Origin of the sequence: Algoriphagus taiwanensis, assembly GCF_036245645.1 — a bacterium.
Taxonomy (GTDB): domain Bacteria; phylum Bacteroidota; class Bacteroidia; order Cytophagales; family Cyclobacteriaceae; genus Algoriphagus; species Algoriphagus taiwanensis.
The window spans coordinates 172281-194467 of sequence record NZ_BTPE01000008.1 but is presented as its reverse complement, the minus strand read 5'-3'; the positions used below and the strand labels follow the sequence as shown (position 1 = coordinate 194467).

Genomic DNA, 22187 nt, shown 5'->3' with positions numbered 1-22187 from the left:
AAATCATGGATTACCCTGCTTTTTGTTGGGTATCTTCACTTAATGAAAATACCTTGGGGCAAAGTACTATTGGTTGCAATTGGTGGACTGTTCACCCTATACTCCGCTTTGATTTTTGCCTTGAATGTGGCGGGAATCTCCACCGAGGCGCGGCTGACCTCTTATCGGCAGGAATATGGAGAGCGGGATGAAACCATCCGTAATCAATACACCTATCTTTTCAGCTATGAATTTGAGGTAGAGGGCAAAACCTATTTTGGAAATGGACAGCGAGTAGCCGGACCTGGGCATTTGAAGCTATCCGGCGATGAAAAAATCCGAATCCGCTACTTGCCTATTTGGCCCTACCTGAATCAGGCTGAGGACAAAGGATTTGATTGGGTAGCGGTTCTGTACCTGGCAATAGGCTTGGGCTTGTCGACTTTGGGTTTCCGCAAGGAAAAAAGCGGGAATGACTAAAAGTACTGGCCTGTCTCGCTCATTCGAATCAAATAAGGCAAGCCTGAAAAAACATGCAGGAAAAAGAGCGCAAGCCAAAGGCCGATTTTCAGGAAACCATTTGAGTCGGGCTGGTGCTTTGGAAAAAAGCCGGGAAGGAGAATCCTGAACTTTGTCAAGTAAAGAATAAATAGCGAAATAGGTACTTGCCAGTAAAAATTCCCATCCAAGTATCCAGGGCCGCTTTCAGCAAGCAGAAAGAAGACCATAAGGCTAAAGCAGAAAGTCAAAAAAGCCAGACGAAAGTCCGGATTTGCCCAAAGTGTCTTTCCGAAGAAAATCAGGGAAGCAATCAAAAATGGGAAACTGCCAAATAGGCCCCAAAGGGGGGATTCGGAGAGATTTAGCAATTTTGGGAAGCTTGAAAAAGTGATTGGAGTATAAAAACTAGCGGGTTTGACTTAATTTGTTACCAAATCCCTCATAAAATCAACTTGGTCAAAACAAAAACCATCCCTTTTTTTAATATACTAATTTTCCTTGCGCTAATAGGCGTAGGTTTGATTTACCTATATTTTTATAGTCTGAATAATGGGTTTAGGCCTTACTATGGGGACGAATACTTTTATCTAAAAAACTCGGAAAGCTTGGCAGAAACCGGAGATTTCAGAGCCAGTTTTTCCTATTCGGGTCAGGGTTCAAAAGTAGGTGGTTTTGATCCCCATGGCCCTGCATATCCTATTCTTTACAGTATTCCTTCGCTTTTTGGCATTTCCGAAACCTTAAAAATTCCACTTACCAACTGGATTTTGTTTCTGTTTTCTGTTTTGGTTTTGATCTGGAAGTCAGATTTGAGAATAGCCAAATGGGCTCAGGTTCTATTGATGCTTGGAAGCCCATTTACCCTATTTTACGGAATGAATTTAATGCCGGAGCTACTCCATCTGGCCATTGCTATTGGAATCTACCTTGGAATAAGGGCCTTTATTAACCAAGACGGTTTCAGGAATCTCATTTGGGTTTTGGTTTGTATAGGTCTTGGAGGATTTTTTCGGGACACATGGTTTTTTGCCTACCTGATCTTGGGCCTATTTTTATTTGAAAGGAATCCCAAATTATCTGTCTTATTGATGGTATTGGGACTGGTCCTACCCTACCTTTCCCAAACTCTTTTCCATGAATCTGTTCCCAATGTCTTCTCAGACTGCATAAATCATCTAAAGGCCGGAAATTGGACTGAGGCATTGGGTGAATTAGCCTATAATGCGAAAAGAAACATCTACTTTATTTTCACCTATTCCGAAGGACTTTATTATTGGGTTTGGAAAATCTGGATCCTCATCACTATGGTATTAGGAGTGATTTTTTTCAAAAAAAGTGAGGCCATACAACTAGGTTTTGGATTTCTAGTTCTCCAAGTTATATTTTCGATAGTCCTTTATAAAACCTACCAATGGACAGAATGGAGAATGCTCAGCCCAATTGCCCTTCTGGTCAATCTCCAACTGATGGAAAAATCCAACCGATCCTTTCTTCCTGCATTAGGTCTGGTTTTCAGTCTGGCAAGCTTTATTGGAATTCTACCCTTCCAGAAAAAATTGGTCAGTCTAAGAGAAAACCAGGATCTTCAATCCCTATCTACAGAGCTAATATCTGAAATCAGCAGATTAGAAAATGCTCTGATCCGCATTGATCCTATGCTTCTGGAACAATATGATTGGGCTGCTCTTCCTATCAGAAATGAATCCGGGCAGCTAATTCGGTATCTCCTTCCTTATTATTCCCAAAAGGAAGCGTATTCCACCCACTCCCTGACCGAAGCAAACGGTCAACTGATGATCCGATCTGTAAAAATCCTCAACCAATAGGCTATCCCGCAGATCAAATTCAAGGAAAAGAGCAGAAAAAACAAACGTGTTTTCCAGCTTGCTTGTCTTTGATTGGATTCTTTTTGTTCAATGACAAAAGAAAGCATCAAGGCCTGATGAATCAGCAGAGTTATAGGAATTTGCCAAAAGAAATTGGCATGCCACTGCCTAAATCCAGTTTCTGCAAATAAAAAATAGATCAGGAGTGCCAGCAAAAGCAGGAAAAATGAAAAGGTGAATTTTTTGTTTTGAAAAGCCTTTTTTCCCCAAAGCAAAAGGAATAAAATGCTTAGCGAAAAGCTGGAGAAAAAATCCCAGAAAGGCTCGAAGGCATAGTGAAGCCAAACTTTAAAAGGCTGAATTGCAATTTTTGGTAGTTCCTCTTCCGAGTAATCTTCCAAAATAATTGGGTCCCAATTGTAAACAAGGATTTTTTCAAAGCCAATTCCTGCCAAAAGGAAGAATGAAACCAAGCATGAATAAGCGAATGGCTTTCCTTTGGGTGAAAAATAAAGTGCTGAAAAGAGTGGAAAAAGGGGAACAAAACAAAAAAGAAAACTGGGTTTGATTGCCAGAATCAACAAACCTAAACCCAAAATGGCCCATGGAAATCGCTGGGCTCGATTTTCCCACCAGAGGATTGTCTTGCTGAATAAAATCAAAGAAAAAGGCAAAACAGCTATCAGGGTAGAATTATGCCAGACCGTAGGACTAAACTTTCCAAAGTACCAAAACTCCCTATCCACAGCGGGTAAAACAATGGGGCCAATAAATACTAAAGCCAAAGCCAATAAATGATTCGAATTGATTTTCTGCTTCTGGCCGTCTGAAAGCCAGGCTAGCATTATTCGGTACTTCCACCAAATAAAAAAAGTGAGTACCAAAAGAGAGCTCAGGACGAAAGGATATTTGATTCGAAAAAGAAGATCAAGAAGATAAATCAGAAAGTAGTATCCGGGTGGAATCGGAAAAAAACCTCTATCAAGATATTCCTCCAAGTATAAATTATGGAGTTTGATATCAACGCCATATTGGCCGTAACGGATCAAAAAATAAATGGTAAACCCAAATAGTCCTAAAAGGAATAGATTCCAAAAGATGGAAGAATATTTCGAAAGATTAATTTCCATTTGTCTTTACCAAAACAAACTCCTCAAATTCATAAAATGAATGCCCCTTATTCTCAAAATAAGTGCGATTACTCCGAAAGGTATTTTCATGAACCAAATATGCCACCTTCTCGGATTCACTCTTTTCATGATAGGATAAAAGAAGAGATGACCAACCCATTATTCTAAAGGGAAGTGGTTTTTCGAACACAAAATCCCGATAGAACTTATTTTCGGAAATAAAGAAAATCTCTTCTACCCCTTCCTCCTTTAGAAGACTCAGTTGTTTCTGAAGCTGGGAACTATCGGGAATATTCCCTTTTGCCTTGAAAAAAGAAAACCAATGAAACAAGAGACCGAAAATCAATAAAACACCAAGACCAAAATGAAATCGGCTTGAATGGGGAGGGTTTTCTTTTTGAAACAATAAAACAATTCCTATCAAAAGCAGAAATCCCAGGGAATGGATCTGGACTTTCAATAAAAAGAACGGAGCCAGAATAATCATACCTCCTATCACGACCACAAAAAGAGAAGCCAAACGCCAACTTCTTAAGGAAAGTAAGTACAGAAATAATCCTACCCATAAAAGAATAAAAAAGTGTTCCTTCTCTATGTAAGTCAAAAGGGCCTTTCGAAAAAAAGATGGAGAGATCAACTGGGGACGGGATGAATCAAGCTTTACTTTCCAAGCCTCAAGTCTTTCAGGATCAAGATTATCCCTCTGAAAATCCTGGAGTCCATTGCCAAAGTGAAAAAGGCTTGGGTCCTTTTCTTTCCAAACTTCTTTTTCCAGCTGAAGCATGGGATGATCAAAGACTTCCGATCGTAACTTATTGTGCCTTTTAAATTCCTGAAAATCGCCAAAATCAATCCAGATATTGGTAAGAGAAGAGCCTGCTAAGAAAAGTAGTAAAGGAAGTAAACATGCTTTAAAAACTATTTTCCTGTTCCCAAAGAGAAAGCCAAAGCCAAAAAAACCAGCAAGCAATAAATAGGCGACCTCCTCCCGGATCAAAAATCCAAAAAAAAGCAGAATATCTTCCTTTTTTAAATCACCGAATGAGCGATAACCCTTGAAAAACTTCCATATCCTTGAGGATAAACCTGCTGTGACAGCTAACGCTGAAACCACAGAAAACTGAAGGAAAAATGCCGAATGAACTACAAAAGAAAAGAGGATAAGAATCCAAATTAGCTGATGTTGGGCTGAAGCAGCTTTGGAAATTGCAATCCTATTTAAGGTATCAAATGAAAAAAAAAGAATACTAAACCACGCCAGAGGATACCAGGTCATATTTGGCCATAATTTATACAGCCCAGAAAAAAGTCTGCTCAGCAAAGGATTGAGAAAAACAGAATAGGATTCCTGATTTCCAGTATAAGCTCCCGAAACCAACCACATCATCATTTCATCGTCGTTAACCTGAAATCTCCAAGGCAAAAACCAGATGAGGACAAGGGAAAAAAACATGATCACACTCCAGAAAACTGAGGAGGACAATATCGGAAGGCCTAACTTCATTCCCACGAATTTATGATTATATGATCATTAGAGAAATGATCCGGCAAGTCCTGAATAGGATGATAGAGAATAACTTTTCCATCATCTCCTTTAGGAAAAAAATAGGATAATTGCTCCTGATCCCAAAAACCCGGGCTTTTGGGTAGGGTCTTTCCGAGGAGAAAAGGAATACCGGAAATGCGATAGGCAGCAAGAACCTCCTCCTCCTCTCCTACTTCAGTTTGGAGCTTTTCCAAGGAAAATAGCTGATCGGGAGTCAGAAGGATGGTTTTTCCGGGCATATATTCCCATGATTCCGTATTCTTCCAAAGCTCCTTTTGCTCAAAGGGATGCCACCAAAGTCCATTGAACACCCAAACTAAGCTTGCCCCAGCTAATCCATAGTTTACCCATTTTCCCACTTGCAATCCTTGATTTTTCTCCCAAATCAACCAGGCCAATATCCAAAACACAAGGTAATGAATCCCTATTCTCAGCCAGTACACGTTGCTGCCCAAGTGCAAGACAAAAGGGAAGACCAAGAGAAGTAAAGTCCAGACTTGTGCCTGAGAAGCAAGTTGGGAGAATCTTGATTGGGCAAAAAGCAAAGCCCATACGACTGCTGCACTCAGCAAAAAAAAGTGATTCCATTCTTCGGTAACCCTAGTCAGGAAGAAAACAAGCAGAAAGGAAGGAAGAACAAGTAAAGCCTGAAAAATTGGCTTTTTGATCATTCGAAAAACCAGAAATGCGTTCCCAAAAACCAACAGACACCAAAAGCCTCCCACAGCAGTATGCTTGATCAGAGTCCACCAATGATAATCGGCACGGGCTGTTTGTACCGCAAGCCCTTCTTGTAGCCGAAAGATGGCGCTTTGGCCCAAGGTCGAGAAAAACAAGACCTCCAAGGCAAAAAAAGGAATAATCAGGCTAAGCAAAGCTTTTCCATTCAGCCTTTTCTCAAAAACCCAAATGCCCAAGGTGAGGACGCCTATCAGCAGGGCTGTTGTCACTTTCACATAGACCAACAAAGCAATCAGGAGACCTATACACAGGCATTTTTTCCAAACGAAACCCTGAGATGAAATCAGTGCCAGCCAGAAGGCAGCTAAAACCACAGAAAGATGATTGTAGGACAAGCTTGCGGGAAGAAATCCATACCCGGCAAAGAGTCCCAAAAGGGAAAGGAGGAAGATTTTTGGGGAAAGCTGATTTTCTGACCCTACATTTCTGTAGAATACTGCCAAAGCAAAAGCTCCCAGTCCATAGCTCAATAGCCGGAGAATCCGCAAACCGACAATTCCAAAGTGAATCCCTGTGAATTGGTAAAAAAGCTTGAAAAAGAGGTCGTAATTGAAGATTCCGCTTTGATTTTCCTGAAAGGGATGAGCCAATAAGACATAAAAACCCTCGTCTGAAACATCAAAACCCCGATTGATCCCAACTAGAATTAAAGCCAGACAGATCAGGGTTGAGACGGGAAGGAGTTTGGGCATTATTCGGATTGGAAAATTGAAATAGTAGAAGATTGGAAAATTAGGGAGTTTAAAGATTAAAGTGAAGCATTGACAGGTGGGAAGGTTGAAGAGTTCAGGGTTCGTGACTGAACCCTGAACTCTGAACAATGAACATTGAACCTAAGTAAAGAATTGAAATCATAGGTCAATTTTTCAAATTCGATAGAATCTATTTCGTTAGATCCGGTAGTTCGTAGAACAAAGGGAGTCGAAGAAGGCAATCGGTGAAGCGATCCGAATTGGGAAGATCTCGGAAGTATTCCTCGGGCTGATGTTTTTGAATATACTCGCTCTTGTGCAGGCTTTGGTAATGAAATACAGCCAAAATCCCCTTTTCCTTTAATCTTCGGATACATTCCTGACGGTATTCAAGGGTTTCAAACAAGAGGTAGAATACATGATGATTTCCGGGTTGAGTCTGAGTCTCCACTTTTCCAAGGTCCTTTATTGAATCCTCCAAGCTTTTCAAATAAGGTATAGGGAGAACTTGAATTTGATCTTGCCTGCCCGAAAACCAAGCTGCATAATCTTCCCAAATCATTTTCCTTCGAAACTGGATGATTTTCAAGTTTTCAAGCTGCGCAAATAGGTAAGCAGCCTGAAGCTCTGAAAGCAAAAAACTACTACCGAGGTCTTTCCACCCGTATTTGTCAATTTCCCCCCGAAATAAAGCAGCCCGGTCTGTACCCTTTTCCCAAATCACCTCAGCACGCTTTACCAGATTGGGATTATTGACCACGAGCATTCCCCCTTCACCGCAGTGAATATTTTTAGTCTCATGAAAACTAAAGGCTGCAAGATCTCCAAAGCTACCCAAGGCCTTCCCCTCAAAAAAAGAATCAATAGCCTGGGCTGCGTCCTCGATCAAAGGAATCCCATGCTTTTTGGAGAGATTTTGCAGGATATCCATAGCGCAAGGCACTCCTCCGTAGTGAACGGCCACTATCGCCTTGGTCCTTTCATTGATCAGCGCTTCCACTTTGGACTCGTCCATACCGGGAAAATCTGATTTGCTGTCGACAAATCGGATCTTGGCTCCTCTGAGTGCGAAAGAGTTGGCAGAAGAAACAAAAGTATAGGAAGGAATGATGACTTCATCGCCCGGCTGAATATCCAATAACAAGGCTGCCATTTCTAAGGCATCCGTACAGGAAGTGCTAAGGAAACACTTTCCAAAACCGTATTTTTCTTCAAAAAACTGCTGACAAAGCCGGGTAAAATGACCGTTGCCCGATAGCTTTTTTTCCTTCCTGATGGCCGATTCCATATACTCAAATTCCTTACCGGCAAGAAAGGGCTGATTGAAGGGAATGGGATGCGGGTTAGTTATCATAATTCTTAGCTTGGTCCATCAGGAGGTAATGAATTGGCTTCCTCTCCAATAATGGTAAACAAAGGTTTTCTCCGTGATTTGATAGCCCAGATTTTTGTAGAGATGCATGGCGGGCAGGTTGGACTCCTGAGTTGAAATTTGGAGAGTTTTTACCCCCCTTTCAAAAAGCAGGTGTTCGGCTGCCTGAACCAGTTTCTTCCCCCACCCCATCTGTTGATTCTCCGGATTTACGGCTATCAATTCAATTTTGCCTTTTTCCTTTTTCTGAGAAAAAGAAACCATGCCTTTATTCTTTTCTGCCTGAAGGAGATTTCCTGAGATCATGGCCTGATCAATCCAAAAACGGTAAAGGCGTTCAAATTCGTCATGAGTAAGTCTGGGATCTAGCCTAAATCGGGAGAATTTTCCGCTTTCCAAGGCCAAAAACCTTAGCATTTCTCTTTCTTCCGATGTAATGGTCAAAAGGTGCTCCTTTTCAAAGGGCAAAATTCCCTTTACCGGATTACCAGGGAGCAGCTGCTTCTCGAAGGTAATTTTGATATCCACCTGTAAGATGTGCGGATGAGTGAAAAAAAGTGCTTGGTCTGAAAAAATATAGACCAGCTTAAAATCCTTGGCTTCCTCCAGCAAAAGGCTTTCCTTGCTTGTCTCTTCCCAAAGCAAAGAACCCACGGAATATCCAAAAAGATTACTGTCAAAAGGAAGAAGCTGAATCATTTCCGATATATCAGGAGTGGGTCTTTTTGTCGATGATATAAATTGGCCGATTTTTGACCCCTTCGAATGTTTTGCCAAGATATAGTCCTACTACTCCGAGAGTAATAAGAAGGATACCTGACAATACCCAAATGGAGATAATCAAACTGGCATAGCCTGCCACGATGATTTCTCCCTGCCAATAACGGAGAAGGGTGAACAATGCAAATCCAAATCCTGTGAGAGCCAGTATCACTCCAAGTTTCACGGTCAATCGAATAGGCTTATCACTGTAAGCGAGCATGATATCCAATGCCAGATTAAAAAGTTTTTTGGAATTGTAAGATGTTTTCCGTTCGGAATCAGGCTCTTGGTGAGCTACCGCAAGGGTGGATTGCCTGAAACCTACCCATTTTACCATTGTGGGAAAATATCGGATAGACTCCCGCATACCTATCACCTCCTGAATTACTCGATGGTGATAAATTCCAAAGTTGCCGATGCTTTCATCCTGCTCTGAACCCGTGAGATAGGAAAGGGATCGATAAAACAGTTTTGAGGACAATTTTCTAAAAAAACTGTCTTTTCTCTCGACCCTTCTAGCCAAGACCACATCGAATCCTTTTTTGGCCTCTTGATAAAGCCTTGGGATTTCTTCGGGCTGATCCTGGAGGTCGCAATCCATCACGACTACCCACTCGCCTTGAGAATGGTCCAGGCCTGCGGTAATGGCATAATGCTGCCCGAAATTTCTGGAAAGTTTGATGCCTCTGAGTTCAGGCATGGTTTCGGAGCATTCCAAAATTTTGGACCAGGAATCCTCAGGGCATCCATCATCCACCAATATCAATTCAAAGGTGATTCCGAGCGTACGAAGCACTTCTCCCAGCCGATGAATCAAGTCAGGCAGAGTAGTTCGCCCTCTGTAAACGGGGATAACGACCGATATTTCAACCGAAGGGTTTATGGCTTGTTTTTGGGGGCAATATATTCAAAAAGTACAGAATGGACCGAGCCAAGGACTTGGGGAAAACTACCCGAGAAAGATTCCCTACAGAAAAAAAGATTATTTAAAAGATTATCAAAAGGAATAAGACAATTCAGTATTGGTATAATTACAAAATGTGGATAAATATCCGTCTGAAAACAAAAAAATACCCACTAGTGGGTATTTTTTATTCTTGTGCCTTGGGTAATTTTGATCAGGGTGATTAAGCAACTTTTCTCATTCTTTTTTCTAAAAAATCATTAAGGGATTTTTCTATAATTTTTTACCCCTTTTTCCTTTCCTCCATTAGATACCTCTCCGTCTCTCAGAAAATCTTGCCCTTATACAGGGCAATCCATTGATTTTCAACAATTAAAGCAATTCCTCAAGGAAAGCAAGAAAGATAAAAAATGGGGAGCCGCCCTAAAACCTTCCTTAGTAAAACCTGACTTCGCAGCCCGGATTTGCTTCTTTAAAGTTGTCCACAGCCCTGGATGTTAGCCTGGTGTTGAAGCAGGAAAGCTTTTTCAGCATCAATCCTTCTACCGGCTTTAAAGAGCGCAGATTTGTACTGGCAACATCCAACTCTTCGAGTTCAAATAACCCTTCCAACCCCTTCAAGGCCTTCAGGTTGGTTCCAGAGAGATTGAGTTTTTTCAGATTTTTCAGATTGGAAATAGCTGTCAGTTCTTCAATTCCGGTATTGGAAATATCCAGTACCTCGAGATTGACCAAATTGGAAAGGGGCAAGAAATCGGTTACAGGCATTTGGGACAAGGTCAGCTTCGTCAGCAAAACCATCCCACTTATTGGAGCTATACTGCTTAACGGGGCGTCAAAAAGACTGAAAGACCTTAGATTCACAAAAGCCGAAAGGGGAATAAGATTATCCACTGAAGACCGCTGAAAGGATAATTCGGACTTGGCAGTAAGGGAATGCAGCTGCTCGGCTGTCGGTTCAGCTGGGAGTGAAAATTCCTTCCTGAATAATTCTTTCCAATTTGAATCCAAGTCTTCCCACCACTTACTCAATTCTTCAGATCTGTAGATCACATTTACTTCAGACCTTTGAATAAGAAATCCGGGGATTTCTTCCTGATCGAGCTCACTTTGATCGACATTCAGGTAGTTGAGCTGGGGCAAGTTTATGACAGAGACGATACTCTTTACCTGACTCCCCTGTAAGTCAATCGATTCCAGCAACTCATTGGTTTGGAGAACAGACAGGTCGCTTACTTTGGTATTTTTCCCCACAATCTTTTTCAAAGTCTTCACTTCTGAAAGGGGAAGGAGATCTTCGATAGGGTTGTCTGAAATATTGATCTCTGTGAGATTAATGAACCGAATGACCGGTTTGAGTGTGGAGATTTCCAATGCACTGATATCCAGACTCTGTACAGTGACTGTCTGAGTCAATATTTCTATTCCAGGATTTTCTCCCTGAATGGCAGGATTAGCCCGTTTGAGTCCCTCTTTCCAGCCTGGAGTCAGCGTAGCCCACCAAGATTCCAAATCCTTGACATGATGAATAAGCAGAACCTCAGGGTTTTTTCTCACAAAATTATCTGCCGCTAGCGTACTCAGTTGGGTTTCATCTGCCAATACTTTTTTCAAGGCAGGAAGATCATTCAAGGGCGTGATATCGGCTACCGGTGTTTTGGTGATATCCAAAGTCTCCAAATTAGAGAAATTCACGAGTGGATTGAGATCCTGAATATTGGTTTGGGATAGGTTCAGGCTCTGTATGGAAGTCAAAGCAGCCAAAGAAGAAAAATTGACCATGTAATTTTGGCTCAAGTCCAGATTTTTCAAAGCCTTCAGCTCCTTGATATTCTCAGGATTGTTAAACCCACTGTTACTTAAATAAAGGTTCTCTAGGTTTTTAAACTCGTTGAGAACTGCGAAGCTGCTGATCGGCGCTCCTTCAGCTTTTAGCGTTTTTAGGTTCTTTAGATTTAAAAGTTCTCCTATACTATCCACTTCGGTATGGGAGATATCCAAAGCATTCAGTCTATCAGAGTATTTAATAAACTGGATGTCTCTTGTAGGGGTGTCGGAAATATCCAGATTTTCCAAAAAGGTCACATTGGAAATCGGGCTGAGATCCTGAATTTGGGTTTGGCTGATATTGACTACTTTCAGATCCCTTAGCTCAGAAAGAGGCTTGAGGTGCTGAATATCCATTCTCCCTGAAATATCGAGAGAATCTATCCCTACAAAGCGGTAGAGCAAATCCAATCCAATGGAATCTTCGAGTGAAACTTCAAACCGCTTGGCGAAATAGTCCATCCAAGCTGAATCCAGTGAACTCCACCAAGCCGTCAACTCTTCGTCTCTGCTGACCTTGGTCGTATATATGCTGACAATTTTCAGCTCTTGGGATTTATCGTTCAGGTTGACTTCAACAAATCTCGGCTTGGTGTTGGTGATTTTTTCACCGGCTTTTCCAGTGGCAGTGATGGTTCTGTCCATGGAGGCCAGAAAGAACACTTCCCCGTTATCTTTTTGGGCAGGTTTGATCTCCCGGATTTTGAATTTGAACTCTACATTGTTGAAGAAGAACTCAATGTCTTTGAGGTAGGCGGTGACGTCTTTATTGGTCACTACTTTTCTATCGGCAAGAAGGTCGTCTTCTACCTGTACTTTTTCATCCCGAAATATTTTCAGATAGCTTTCGCGGATGATTACATCTTTGTCTCTGGCGCTGGTTTCTGACTTGCCTAGTGTATTGAGCAAAAATTCAAGAAAACGAACCTGATCTTCTACTTTGGAAGTCAATTCTTTCTCCTGCTCTTTGGAATAGCCCTTTAGGGTCTGCGCCTGAGTTGCCACGGAACAAGCAAGTAGTGAAAATAGAATCAGGAAAACTCTAATCCTGGTCATAGATGTATTTGAGAATGGTTTCTTTATCTCCGGGTCCCAACTGGACCAAGTTGGAAATGAGCCAGCCGGTGTTAAATCCCGGTCTGTTAAACTGATTTACTTCAAAATACCAGCCATTTACCTGAAAGAAATGAAATTTCACTCCGGTCACGGTATCGAAACGGAGGTTATTTTGCTTCATTTCGTAGAGGAATACAGAAAGGTAATCCGGTTTGTAGGAGTTGGGGGTGAAGGATTCAGGAAGTTTTGAATCCTGAAAAGCCCTTCGAAGGTTCATGAATCCCAATTCATGACTGAGAGGGTGAAGAAAGTCTTTGGCCTCTCCTACAGGCTTATTGAATAGATTTTTGAAAGGCTCAAAGATAACCTGATCGATTACCCACTCAAAGCCCAGCCTCTCGGCCTGAATTTTCATGATAAGGGTAACTTTTTCTCTTTTTCCTTTGAAAAAAAACTCCGTATCCACTTCTGCATACCATCCCTCCCTGTGGAAATTCAGGTAATGCGGATATACATCGGATAGGACAAACTGGGTGAATTTCTGTTTGGCATCCGGGGAAATACTTGAAGTCTGATTATCAAAGAGGATATTGAGAAATCCTTTCCTAAGGGCAGGATTTTGATAGAGGGAATCACCTGGATAAAATCGGGTATTGCCATCAACCGACTCTTCTCCATTGAATCTTCTGAAAAATTGATTGAGCTGTTTGGTGGAGGCTGCAAATCTGCCATCATCCTTGATTGTCCCGGGACCGCCGAGGCCCTGTCCCGGGACAGAAGAGATGATTGCGATAAAAAACGCAAAAATCAGAAAGGTTTTTCTCATGCTGAGGTCTCGGTCACTCGAACATCACCGAGCATTACATCCCAAAATTCGATCGTTCGACCGGCAATTTGGGTTTGCTTTTTCTCTACGTAGATGGTGATGTCTTTTTTGGTGGTATCTCTATAGTTCATTCCTGTCTCTATAGAGGTACCTTCAAATCGCTGATAGATGGTGATCACGCCTACATAACGTCCGTCGGGCTGTCTTTCCAGATCGGAGATGTATTGGATATCGTACCAAGTGATATTGACCCGGTCGTAGTTCAAAGCCATCAATCGCTCGAAGTAGTTTCTTACTTTGTAGTAAGCGATTTCGTTGGTATTGATAGAGGAAACGCCCATTTCAGCACCTGGAGCGAAGAGTTCTTCTGCACGGTCCATTACGCGGTTGGCCTCAGAAAACTGAGTTTCTTTGCTTCCGATGATGGCGATGTACTTGGAGAGGTCCTTTACTTTTTCCAAAGCCAAGGAGTCGATAGCCTGCTTACGTGCTGGGCTGATATTATCCTGGGCCAAAGCTGCTAAAGAAACAGACAGGAACAAGCCTAGGAAAAGGATGAATTTATTTTTCATTTGGATAGAGTTCTAGGAGTGATTATTTTCTTCTCAGTTCAAGTTCGGAGACCTTACCGTTTGCATCCAGACGGATGTCGGAAATGTAGTTGAGGTTTTTCTTGGTATCCTTCAGGTACTCCAGATACTTTTTGATAGTGGTAGGCTCATCGTAGTCTTTGATGCCGTTTTCCTCATGGATTACGATCAAAACGGGAGTTTCCTGATTGGAAAACATGGCGAGGGTCTGTTGGATAGACTGGTCGGCGGCATTGAGACTTCCCGCAGCGGCCACTGCATTGAAGCTGTTTTCTAGCTTCTCGGCGGCGATCTCTTCAGCAGATCTGGCAGGAGGAGGCGGAGGTGCTTGCTCTACCACTTGTTCGACAGGAGCAGGAGCGGGTTCAGGCTGTACAGCCTTCTTTTTACTCTTGCAAGATCCCATAGCCAAGGTGATCACAAGGCCCATAAAAAGGACTCTTTTCACGGACAGGGTGGGTACGGATTGTTTCATTTGGATAAATTGGATTATTTGGAGATTGGAAATTTAGCTTAGAATTAGGTGCATCAAACAGGGAACAAAGTAAATAAATTCGTAGGATTTAATACAAAGGTCGGGCCTAATCCTCTTGTTGAAATTGAGGAACGGCAAAAGATCCTTGTGGATTTGTTAAAAATCATAAAAATCCAGCCCTCAGCCTCTTAGAACGAAATTATTCAACACACTAATGTCATAAAACGGGCAAAAAATACCCTATATAGGGTATTTCCAAGGCCAAAAATTTATGTGAATTTTGAATGTGTTAAGTTTTAATTCAGGCAATAGCCTCTGCGAAAAGCCCTTCGGTGTTCCGAAGGGTTTTTTTTGAGGTTGGGGAGTTGGGGAGTTGGGAGTATGGGAGTTGAGGAGTTGTTGAGGTTGTTTAATTAAGTGTGGATGCGAAATTGACTACCATCCATGAAGAGGTATTTTTGGTCAAGGTAGGATTTAAAAATTTGAAATACAGTCGCTTTTCCAACAGGAAACCATTTTCCTGATGTCCAGCTCAGATATGCTCGGTCACCATACCAACCCACGCTCGGTGACCATTGGATGCTTTTATCTAGAGGTATTCTTTCCAAAATTCACCTTCAATTGGGAGCTTTTTCCACAATTTTTCACATTTTGCCCCCCAATAAGCAAGAAAAAATCTGATTGAGTAACGGACTCTTCCGCAGAAGTTAAAAAATGAAGAAATCCCTTTACTAACCAATATTTATTCTTTACCAGATGCTGTTCAATTCCATAGAGTTTTTTCTTTTCCTGATCCCTGTTTTTTTTCTGTATTGGGTCGTCTTGAAAAATAATCTAAAAGGGCAAAATTGGGTATTATTGGTTGGAAGCTATTTTTTTTATGGATGGTGGGACTGGAGGTTTCTATTCTTGATCCTGTTTAGCTCCCTATTGGATTTTTTTATAGGATTAAAACTCAGGTCAGAAGAGAGGCAAGGAAGGAGAAAGCTGCTAGTTTGGCTTAGCCTTGCGGTAAATCTTGGCTTTCTGGGCTTTTTTAAATACTTCAACTTTTTCATTGAAAGCTTTACTGAAGCCTTTACATTTTTTGGTCTGTCGATTGAAGCCAGCAGATTGAATATCATCTTGCCTGTTGGAATCAGTTTTTACACTTTTCAAACCCTTAGCTATACGCTGGATGTGTATCGTAAAAAAATGGATGCCTCCAAAGACCTGATCAGTTTTCTGACCTTCGTAAGTTTTTTTCCTCAATTAGTAGCGGGCCCTATTGAGAGAGCTACTCATCTTCTGCCTCAATTCTATCGAATCCGAAAATTTGATTATGACTGGGCAATCTCAGGAGCTAAAATTTTCCTTTGGGGCTTTTTTAAAAAAGTGGTGATAGCCGATAATGCGGCAATTCTGGTAGAAGGCATTTTTGCAGATTATTCCAATCAATCCAGTCTTTCATTGATTTTAGGCAGCATCTTTTTTTCCTTTCAGATTTATGGGGATTTCAGCGGGTATTCGGACATGGCTGTAGGCCTGAGCCGAATTTTCGGATTTGACTTGATCTCCAATTTTAAATTCCCTTACCTGTCACGTAACATCAGTGAATTTTGGAAAAAATGGCACATCTCTCTTTCCTCTTGGTTTAGGGATTATCTGTACATACCTCTGGGAGGAAATCGAAAAGGAAAAGCCAGAGCAATTTTCAATGTATTTATGGTATTTCTTGTTTCAGGCTTTTGGCATGGGGCTAATTGGACCTTCATCCTATGGGGATTGATTCATGGAATTGTATACCTCTTTTATTTTATTAAGGATGAACAGAAGGACCGGATTGATGAAGGGTTTACTTTCACCTATTTTGTACAGGTAATCTTTACTTTCCTTATCGTATCCTTAGCTTTTGTGTTTTTTCGATCACCTAGTGTGGCAGACTCTATGGGATACCTTAATGGGATTTTGTTTTCTAACAGTTCTTCCGCTTTTTTCCTGTCTACAAGTCGGCATGCGCTTATGTCTGGAATCACTCTTCTGGGAATTTTGATCATGATGACTTATGAAATAATTGCCCAATCCAAAGGGAGACTTGAAGTAAATCTTCGCTCATTTGACCTTCTTTTTGTGGGGCTGTGCATAGTCTTTCTTGGAGCCTTCAAAAACCATCTGGACTTTGTTTATTTCCAATTTTGATCGGGTATGAAAAGATTTTTATTGAAAATTTTCAGCTATTTGATCCTTGTTTTTCTTATCGGGAATATTGGTGCATGGTCTGCATTAAAGATTTTGGGCAGGTCCTATTTTTATAAGCCCAATTTCATTGTGAATCACTTCGAAGGAAAGGGGAGGTTTGATTATGTAATTGCTGGTTCCAGCAGGGGTTTGACGACAATCAATACGGAGGAGGTAGATCGGCAAACAGGTCTAAAAGGCCTTAATATATCCATGGATGATACAGGACTACCCAGTCAGTTTTTGATGATCAAGCACTTTTTCGAATCAGGTAATCAAGCAGACAGAGTGATTTTGACCCTTGACCTTGGACACTTTGAGGAGTCAGAGCAGATGCTGAACGACAATGACTACCGATTTGTCTCTTATTCCCATCGAGACTATATCTGGGAGTATTTCTACACTTATGAGAAAGGTGTAATCCGTCCCCTTACCCTTTCCAACTATTTCCCTGTATTTGCCATTGGTTATTATAATTTAGAATTGGTTTGGCCTGCAGGCCTTAGCCTAGTCAAGCCTAAGTACACAAATAGGTTTGATTGGAATGGGAATTATTCCTACCCTAATTCCTCTCTCCAATCCAAGTCAGAAGAAATCCAATGGGAGATAATAGAAAAGCAGCCTTCCAATCCTATTCTTAAAGAAATTGAAAGTTACCTAAAGCAAAAAAACAGTCAATTAATCCTATATGTAGGACCCTATTTAGGCAAACAACTCGTCGTACCCGGTGGCAATGGATCTGACTTTCCCCTAATCAATCATTCGGCTATTTTTACAGAAGCCAAGTATTTTTTTGATGTGGACCATGTCAATGATCTCGGAAAAGCAGAAGCTACCCAAAAGTTTGTCGAAGCACTCAAACCATTCCACTAATCGGCACCAATTTCCAAAAAAAAAGCCCTCCGGAAAATCCAAAGGGCTAAGGGATTTTGTTTGTTTAATGGTTTAGTGATTCAATTCGGCAAGGATGTACTTAGCCTGACTTTCTGGAGTACAATAGGTATCAAAGAATCTTTTGCCTCCTCGTGCTATCTTCTCGTGGTATTCAGGGTGATCCAAAACTCTGTTGATTATTTCGGAATACTCGGAGGAATCCTTGATCTGATGTATTTCTTCTCCTGGGATGGGAAATCTTGGTAAATCGGTTGCAAAGGGAAAAGAAATTACGAAAGAAGAACTGTTCCAATACTCTGCCAATCTCCAGCTGACGGCACCCAAAACCGCTGGATTATTTAAGGAAAGTAAGGATTGAGCACTCAGCTCCGAGAACCTTTTCGGGGAGTATTTTTCCTTATTGAGCTCCTGATCAAATCCAAAGTTATTACCATCCGATCTGGGTATAAACCCGCCTTCAAATCTAATTCGAGGATCGGCTTTGCAAGCTCGGATAAATTCTGCGCGGATCTGATTGGCCCAAGCTTCTTTTTTCCAAGTACTCCCTGAGAAAAACACATAGTCCGAATAATGATAGTCATCACCCTTCTTAGCATAAACAGGCCTAGATCTGAGCACATAAATCTCTCTGGCCAGATCCCTCGGCTTGAGTTGTGTCAACAAGCTGACGCCGAATAATCTGAAGTATAGGGAAAGAATATTGACCGGATAATGAGGAAAGAGCGGCTTGACTTTAGGCTGGGAATATTCAGTGTGATTGAGCAGCTTATTGGTTGCGAAAAACGCATCACAAGCTTGGTAAAGCTCTTGGTCTACGCCGACTGGGTCATGATTATCAATCACCCCGATTTTCCCTTTGTATCTGAAAATCACAAATCCACGATTATTGAATTTCTGAAATTGCTTTTCGGGACGATATCTCAATTCCCCAACCTTACTCAACCCCAGAACATAGTAAGAAGAGTAAAAATTAGGAATAGCCAACAAATCGATAGATTCCTTCATTAAGGGGTATGTAGTTTTTTCCAAATGGAAGTTTTTATCAATAAATAAAGAACCACCAAAGCCAAAAGAATACCTGAGGCTTGGATAGGACTTGGGTAAGAATCCGGGATAATGAACAGTGCGAAATTGATGATAGCCTGAATGAATGCAAAGGCCATGGCTATATTGACATGGTTGACCTTGAGTTGGTTTACCATGAGCTGATAAAGATGGCGTCGATGTGGCTCACCGAGTTTTTCTCCTCTCCATTTTCTTTCAATCATCGTGGCTGCTACATCTACTCCATATACTGCCAATAGTACAATAATAGTCCAGGTATGGACCACAAGGTAAAACTGCACCAGAATGTAAATCATTAAAAACGCGAGGGAAATACTGCCAATATCTCCTGCAAACATCAAGGCCCTTTTCCGAAAATTAAAAATCATAAAAATGGAAAGAGACAGGATCACATAATAGATCAAGCTGGGATCAAAGACAGGCATATATTGATTTATAGCCAGAATAGTCCCAAAAAACACTAAGCCATACAAGCCTGTGATTCCGTTGATTCCATCCATGAAATTGATCGCATTGATGATTCCCAAACACACAAAATAGAGTGCCGGAAGGCCAATCCATTGGACCTGCTCGAAGACTCCCAAATCATAAAATGCCATGGAAAGAGCCAATATCTGAACCCCAAATCTGATTTTTCGGGAAAGGGTATAGATGTCATCCAAAAGACTGATGGCTGCAATCCACACCATTCCCAAGACCATCCAGGTATTCAAAAAATCGTTGGCCATCCACCAAAGCAAAACAGCAAACGGAAATAAAATTCCTCCTCCTCTTACGGTCACTTGGGTATGAGAGCTCCGATGATTTGGCTTGTCAACAATATTGAACTGCAAGGCCAAGCGGTAATAAACCAAGGCCAAGAGTAAAAGGATAAGAAAGACGATAAGGTGAGATAAAAACATCAGGAACCAAACTGAATTTTGTACCAAAATGAATTAAAAAATAGTGAGCGCATTAATGGATAATGGACAGAGGGTTCTTTTTTGAAATCCTCCACTGCCTTTTTCACATCAATGTATGCCATCCATCCTGTTTGAAAAAGAGGACTGTCGGCCATAGTTTCCAAGTGGTCTCTAAAGACCGGGTTTTGCAAGAAATAATCTGCCCAAGGAATAGCCAAACCTACTTTTTCATGGTTTTGAATGAAATCAGGAAGTTTTTTTCCAAGGGTATTCATAGAAAGCCATTTACCTTTTCCAGCAGTAGAAAAGTACTTGGTATCCAAGCTAAACAAGCCCGTCACCAACCTGTAATCCAGGAAGGGCTCCCTGCACTCGATGGATGCCCCCATAGTGGTACGATCATTCTTATCGTTGAGGCTACACAGATGGGTGTGCATTTCCAGATACAAGAGTTGTCTCAGTCGATCCTTTGGGAAATATACCTTGGCCTCTTCGAGGAGCTGTACCCTGTATTCAGGCAGAATATTGATAAATTCCAAATTGAGATTTTTCAAATCACTGAGATACAACTCATTCGCATTGGTCATTAGCTCAAATTCTGGATTGCCGGAACTGAGGTAGCGTTTCATTTTTTTCAACCTGCCTTGGGTCAGGTATCGATCAGGAATATAATTAAGCAAATGGAGAAAAGAATACCTCAATGTATTTCCAAACACCTTGTGCCTGACATAGCCCGCCATTAGCTCATCTGCACCTTCTCCTGTAAGAAGGACAGTTACCTTTTCTTTGGCTTTTTTGGAAAGTCCAAGAAGCACACCATCGGTGAAATGCATGAGAGGCTCATCACTGACTTGAATGATATTTTCTGTAAGATCTGCCAGCTCATCGCCTACATATTCGAATCCATTGTACTCCACGCCATACAACTCACTGAGCTGCCTGGCCAAGCCGGATTCGTCCTTTTCAAAGCCCGGAAACATAAGGTTCCAACTGCTGAGGTCCTTATAGCCAAGATGATGCTGAGCATATAGAATACTGCTGCTATCCAATCCTCCACTGAGCATGGTACCAACGGGCACATCAGAAATCATCCTCAGACGAACAGAATCCAAGAAAGTTTCTTCATACCATCCTTTTGGATCGGAAATTTTGGACTGCTTGGCTGCTTGCTCTCCCAAATGATACCAGCGTTCCTCTTTTTCGAGTTTCACCCCGTCCTTCCAGATCTGATAGTATCCCGGCAAAAATCGATTTACTCCTTTAAATAGAGTATTGGGTCCGCTGACATGGCGATAAAAAAACCACTCATCCATCCTGGATTCATCCATGGACTTTTCCAGACCAAAAGGAAAAAGAGATTTGGGTTCGGAGCCAAATGCCATACCTTGTTCGGTTTCAGTCCAAAACAGAGGTTTTACCCCATATCTATCCTTTACCAGAAGCAGTTTTCTTTCTTCTTTATCCCAGAAAGCAAAAGCAAAAAAGCCGTTGAGCCGATGAAGAACACTGAGGTCATAGCTCATAAGCAAGTACAAAAGTACCTCTGTATCCGATGTCGTTGTAAATTGGAAGCCTTTCATCTTCAATTCGGGATAAAACTCCTGATAATTGAAAATCTCACCATTGAAAACCAAGTGATATCTTCCACATGAGGAATGAAATGGCTGATTGGCTCCCTCTGAAAGATCCAAAATTGAAAGTCTACGATGACCCAAAGCCAAATCACCTTCCACAAATTCTCCACCTGCATCCGGTCCTCTATGAATCATAGAGTCCCTCATTTGCCTCAGTACTTCAGGTGAAGCTGGTTTATTGTTCTTATTCCAAAATCCGGTAATCCCGCACATTTATTGCTTTTGATTTACAAGTTTTAAATAGTGTTGATAAAACTCCTTCATGTTTTGCTTCAGGTCGCAGTTCTTTTCGATGAATTTCCTGTTTTCCAATATTCCCTCCCGGTAATTTCCCGGATTCTCAAGGAATTTTTCAACTGCCTCAGCTAGTGCCTGAACATCGCCCACTGGCACTAGAAATCCATTCTTTCCTGAGGAAATAAAGGCCCTATTGGCAGGCAAATCTGTTACGATAGGAAAACATCCGCAAGCCATAGCCTCAAATAAGGAGGCAGAAACTCCCTCTGTTTCGGGTACTGCGATATAAATCCCTGCCTCAGCCAAAAGATTTGGCAATTCCAAATTGGGGATTCTGCCTTTCCAATCTAGCTGATCTTTGATTCCCAATAGCTCTGTTTGCTTTTTCAGTCGCTCTCCTTCACTCCCCTCTCCTACCATAATGCAGTGAAGTGCTATTCCTTTGTTTTTCAAAATAGAAATAGCTTCCAAAATGACCGAATGGTGGTAGATGGGATATAGACTTCGAGTGACAATAGCCAAGTTTTTCTTTTTGGACTCAGGCATCACCCCTCTAAATCTTTCTAAAAAAAGGCCCTTGGGCTTTACTTTGATCTTTGAGGGGTTGGCCCCTGAATTGATCATGGCAAAAGTCATCACATACCCCCAAGCATGGATCAAATCTGCCTTTTTGTAAACGGCGCTTTGCAGCTTGCCCTTGTACCAGCCCGCAAACCCATTTTCAGGCCAGACATCAGAAACACCTTGTTGGGCTACCACTCTCACTTTGCTTCTGACAAGCAGGCTAAAGAATCCATAGCTTGTGGCCCTTTCGGCCAGCACCAGGTCATATTTTTGGCTTGAAAAAATCAATCCAATAACAAACCCCAGGGATTCAAAAACCCTTTTAACTCTGCTTTTATTCTGAGAAAGTTCTTTGGTTTCAAGGGTGATTCCGGAAACTTCCTGTATGCCTTTAATCCATGTCTGAGCATCTGCCCGGTAGGTTTCACCTAAAAAAAGGATTCTCAT

General features: G+C 41.5%; 19 protein-coding genes. 5 read left to right on the top strand and 14 right to left on the bottom strand.

Going from position 1 to position 22187, the window contains the following annotated elements:
- Positions 1 to 42: 42 nt before the first annotated feature.
- The 3 genes from AAA938_RS12815 (at position 43) to AAA938_RS12805 (ending at position 2306) form a co-directional block, all read left to right on the top strand.
- Positions 43 to 459: a hypothetical protein gene (locus tag AAA938_RS12815; RefSeq protein WP_338229132.1), complete on the top strand. Its 417-nt coding sequence runs from the start codon at positions 43 to 45 to the stop codon at positions 457 to 459.
- On the top strand, positions 452 to 607 hold the full coding sequence (locus AAA938_RS12810; protein ID WP_338229131.1) for a hypothetical protein: 156 nt from the start codon (positions 452 to 454) through the stop codon (positions 605 to 607). Before AAA938_RS12815 ends, AAA938_RS12810 begins: the two co-directional genes overlap by 8 nt.
- A 391-nt stretch (positions 608 to 998) precedes the next feature.
- Entirely contained in the window at positions 999 to 2306 is a 1308-nt protein-coding gene (locus AAA938_RS12805) for a hypothetical protein (protein WP_338229130.1), read from the top strand.
- Here AAA938_RS12805 and AAA938_RS12800 read toward each other — a convergent pair.
- The 10 genes from AAA938_RS12800 to AAA938_RS12755 form a co-directional block, all read right to left on the bottom strand.
- Positions 2267 to 3151 carry a hypothetical protein gene (locus AAA938_RS12800; protein ID WP_338229129.1) on the bottom strand — a complete coding sequence of 295 codons (885 nt, stop codon included), beginning with the start codon at positions 3149 to 3151 and terminating at the stop codon, positions 2267 to 2269. The two genes, AAA938_RS12805 and AAA938_RS12800, sit on opposite strands and share 40 nt — an antisense overlap.
- 274 nt (positions 3152 to 3425) lie before the next feature.
- On the bottom strand, positions 3426 to 4940 hold the full coding sequence (locus tag AAA938_RS12795) for a hypothetical protein (protein ID WP_338229128.1): 1515 nt from the start codon (positions 4938 to 4940) through the stop codon (positions 3426 to 3428).
- Positions 4937 to 6415 carry a hypothetical protein gene (locus AAA938_RS12790; protein ID WP_338229127.1) on the bottom strand — a complete coding sequence of 493 codons (1479 nt, stop codon included), beginning with the start codon at positions 6413 to 6415 and terminating at the stop codon, positions 4937 to 4939. Before AAA938_RS12790 ends, AAA938_RS12795 begins: the two co-directional genes overlap by 4 nt.
- A gap of 190 nt (positions 6416 to 6605) precedes the next feature.
- Positions 6606 to 7769 (bottom strand): dTDP-4-amino-4,6-dideoxygalactose transaminase, encoded by a 1164-nt coding sequence (rffA, locus tag AAA938_RS12785; protein WP_338229126.1) that lies wholly within the window; start codon positions 7767 to 7769, stop codon positions 6606 to 6608.
- Between the two features lie 18 nt (positions 7770 to 7787).
- Positions 7788 to 8486 carry a GNAT family N-acetyltransferase gene (locus AAA938_RS12780; protein ID WP_338229125.1) on the bottom strand — a complete coding sequence of 233 codons (699 nt, stop codon included), beginning with the start codon at positions 8484 to 8486 and terminating at the stop codon, positions 7788 to 7790.
- Between the two features lie 10 nt (positions 8487 to 8496).
- A complete protein-coding gene (locus AAA938_RS12775; RefSeq protein ID WP_338229147.1) occupies positions 8497 to 9402 on the bottom strand; it encodes a glycosyltransferase family 2 protein in 906 nt (301 codons plus the stop codon).
- A 486-nt stretch (positions 9403 to 9888) separates the two neighbouring features.
- On the bottom strand, positions 9889 to 12336 hold the full coding sequence (locus AAA938_RS12770) for a leucine-rich repeat domain-containing protein (protein ID WP_338229124.1): 2448 nt from the start codon (positions 12334 to 12336) through the stop codon (positions 9889 to 9891).
- Positions 12323 to 13162 (bottom strand): hypothetical protein, encoded by an 840-nt coding sequence (locus tag AAA938_RS12765; protein ID WP_338229123.1) that lies wholly within the window; start codon positions 13160 to 13162, stop codon positions 12323 to 12325. The genes AAA938_RS12770 and AAA938_RS12765 overlap by 14 nt, the downstream gene beginning before the upstream one ends.
- A complete protein-coding gene (locus AAA938_RS12760) occupies positions 13159 to 13734 on the bottom strand; it encodes a hypothetical protein (protein WP_338229122.1) in 576 nt (191 codons plus the stop codon). The genes AAA938_RS12765 and AAA938_RS12760 overlap by 4 nt, the downstream gene beginning before the upstream one ends.
- Before the next feature lie 22 nt (positions 13735 to 13756).
- Positions 13757 to 14227: a nucleoid-structuring protein H-NS gene (locus AAA938_RS12755; RefSeq protein WP_338229121.1), complete on the bottom strand. Its 471-nt coding sequence runs from the start codon at positions 14225 to 14227 to the stop codon at positions 13757 to 13759.
- 1113 nt (positions 14228 to 15340) lie between these two features.
- Between AAA938_RS12755 and AAA938_RS12750 the strand changes: the two genes are divergently transcribed.
- Together AAA938_RS12750 and AAA938_RS12745 are read left to right on the top strand one after the other, a co-directional pair.
- Positions 15341 to 16405 (top strand): MBOAT family O-acyltransferase, encoded by a 1065-nt coding sequence (locus AAA938_RS12750; RefSeq protein ID WP_338229120.1) that lies wholly within the window; start codon positions 15341 to 15343, stop codon positions 16403 to 16405.
- Between the two features lie 6 nt (positions 16406 to 16411).
- Positions 16412 to 17317, top strand: a complete 906-nt coding sequence (locus AAA938_RS12745) for a hypothetical protein (protein WP_338229119.1) — start codon at positions 16412 to 16414, stop codon at positions 17315 to 17317.
- 72 nt (positions 17318 to 17389) lie between these two features.
- Here the strand turns inward: AAA938_RS12745 and AAA938_RS12740 are convergent, their stop codons facing one another.
- From AAA938_RS12740 to AAA938_RS12725, 4 genes are read right to left on the bottom strand one after another with little or no spacing between them, the layout of a single operon-like run.
- A complete protein-coding gene (locus tag AAA938_RS12740; RefSeq protein ID WP_338229118.1) occupies positions 17390 to 18343 on the bottom strand; it encodes a glycosyltransferase in 954 nt (317 codons plus the stop codon).
- Entirely contained in the window at positions 18343 to 19305 is a 963-nt protein-coding gene (locus tag AAA938_RS12735; protein ID WP_338229117.1) for an MraY family glycosyltransferase, read from the bottom strand. The genes AAA938_RS12740 and AAA938_RS12735 overlap by 1 nt, the downstream gene beginning before the upstream one ends.
- Positions 19305 to 21152 (bottom strand): asparagine synthase (glutamine-hydrolyzing), encoded by a 1848-nt coding sequence (gene asnB, locus AAA938_RS12730; RefSeq protein ID WP_338229116.1) that lies wholly within the window; start codon positions 21150 to 21152, stop codon positions 19305 to 19307. Before asnB ends, AAA938_RS12735 begins: the two co-directional genes overlap by 1 nt.
- Complete coding sequence (locus AAA938_RS12725) at positions 21153 to 22187, bottom strand: glycosyltransferase (RefSeq protein WP_338229115.1); 1035 nt, start codon at positions 22185 to 22187, stop codon at positions 21153 to 21155.

Bases quoted from the DNA above. Each gene is read 5' to 3' on its own strand.
- AAA938_RS12740 (WP_338229118.1), bottom strand. From the start codon at position 18,343: ATGAAGGAATCTATCGATTTGTTGGCTATTCCTAATTTTTACTCTTCT.
- AAA938_RS12810 (WP_338229131.1), top strand. From the start codon at position 452: ATGACTAAAAGTACTGGCCTGTCTCGCTCATTCGAATCAAATAAGGCA.
- AAA938_RS12760 (WP_338229122.1), bottom strand. From the start codon at position 13,734: ATGAAAAATAAATTCATCCTTTTCCTAGGCTTGTTCCTGTCTGTTTCT.
- AAA938_RS12725 (WP_338229115.1), bottom strand. From the start codon at position 22,187: ATGAGAATCCTTTTTTTAGGTGAAACCTACCGGGCAGATGCTCAGACA.
- AAA938_RS12745 (WP_338229119.1), top strand. From the start codon at position 16,412: ATGAAAAGATTTTTATTGAAAATTTTCAGCTATTTGATCCTTGTTTTT.
- AAA938_RS12780 (WP_338229125.1), bottom strand. From the start codon at position 8,486: ATGATTCAGCTTCTTCCTTTTGACAGTAATCTTTTTGGATATTCCGTG.
- asnB (WP_338229116.1), bottom strand. From the start codon at position 21,152: ATGTGCGGGATTACCGGATTTTGGAATAAGAACAATAAACCAGCTTCA.
- AAA938_RS12755 (WP_338229121.1), bottom strand. From the start codon at position 14,227: ATGAAACAATCCGTACCCACCCTGTCCGTGAAAAGAGTCCTTTTTATG.
- AAA938_RS12800 (WP_338229129.1), bottom strand. From the start codon at position 3,151: ATGCTAGCCTGGCTTTCAGACGGCCAGAAGCAGAAAATCAATTCGAAT.
- AAA938_RS12735 (WP_338229117.1), bottom strand. From the start codon at position 19,305: ATGTTTTTATCTCACCTTATCGTCTTTCTTATCCTTTTACTCTTGGCC.
- AAA938_RS12815 (WP_338229132.1), top strand. From the start codon at position 43: ATGAAAATACCTTGGGGCAAAGTACTATTGGTTGCAATTGGTGGACTG.
- AAA938_RS12770 (WP_338229124.1), bottom strand. From the start codon at position 12,336: ATGACCAGGATTAGAGTTTTCCTGATTCTATTTTCACTACTTGCTTGT.
- AAA938_RS12765 (WP_338229123.1), bottom strand. From the start codon at position 13,162: ATGAGAAAAACCTTTCTGATTTTTGCGTTTTTTATCGCAATCATCTCT.
- rffA (WP_338229126.1), bottom strand. From the start codon at position 7,769: ATGATAACTAACCCGCATCCCATTCCCTTCAATCAGCCCTTTCTTGCC.
- AAA938_RS12790 (WP_338229127.1), bottom strand. From the start codon at position 6,415: ATGCCCAAACTCCTTCCCGTCTCAACCCTGATCTGTCTGGCTTTAATT.
- AAA938_RS12795 (WP_338229128.1), bottom strand. From the start codon at position 4,940: ATGAAGTTAGGCCTTCCGATATTGTCCTCCTCAGTTTTCTGGAGTGTG.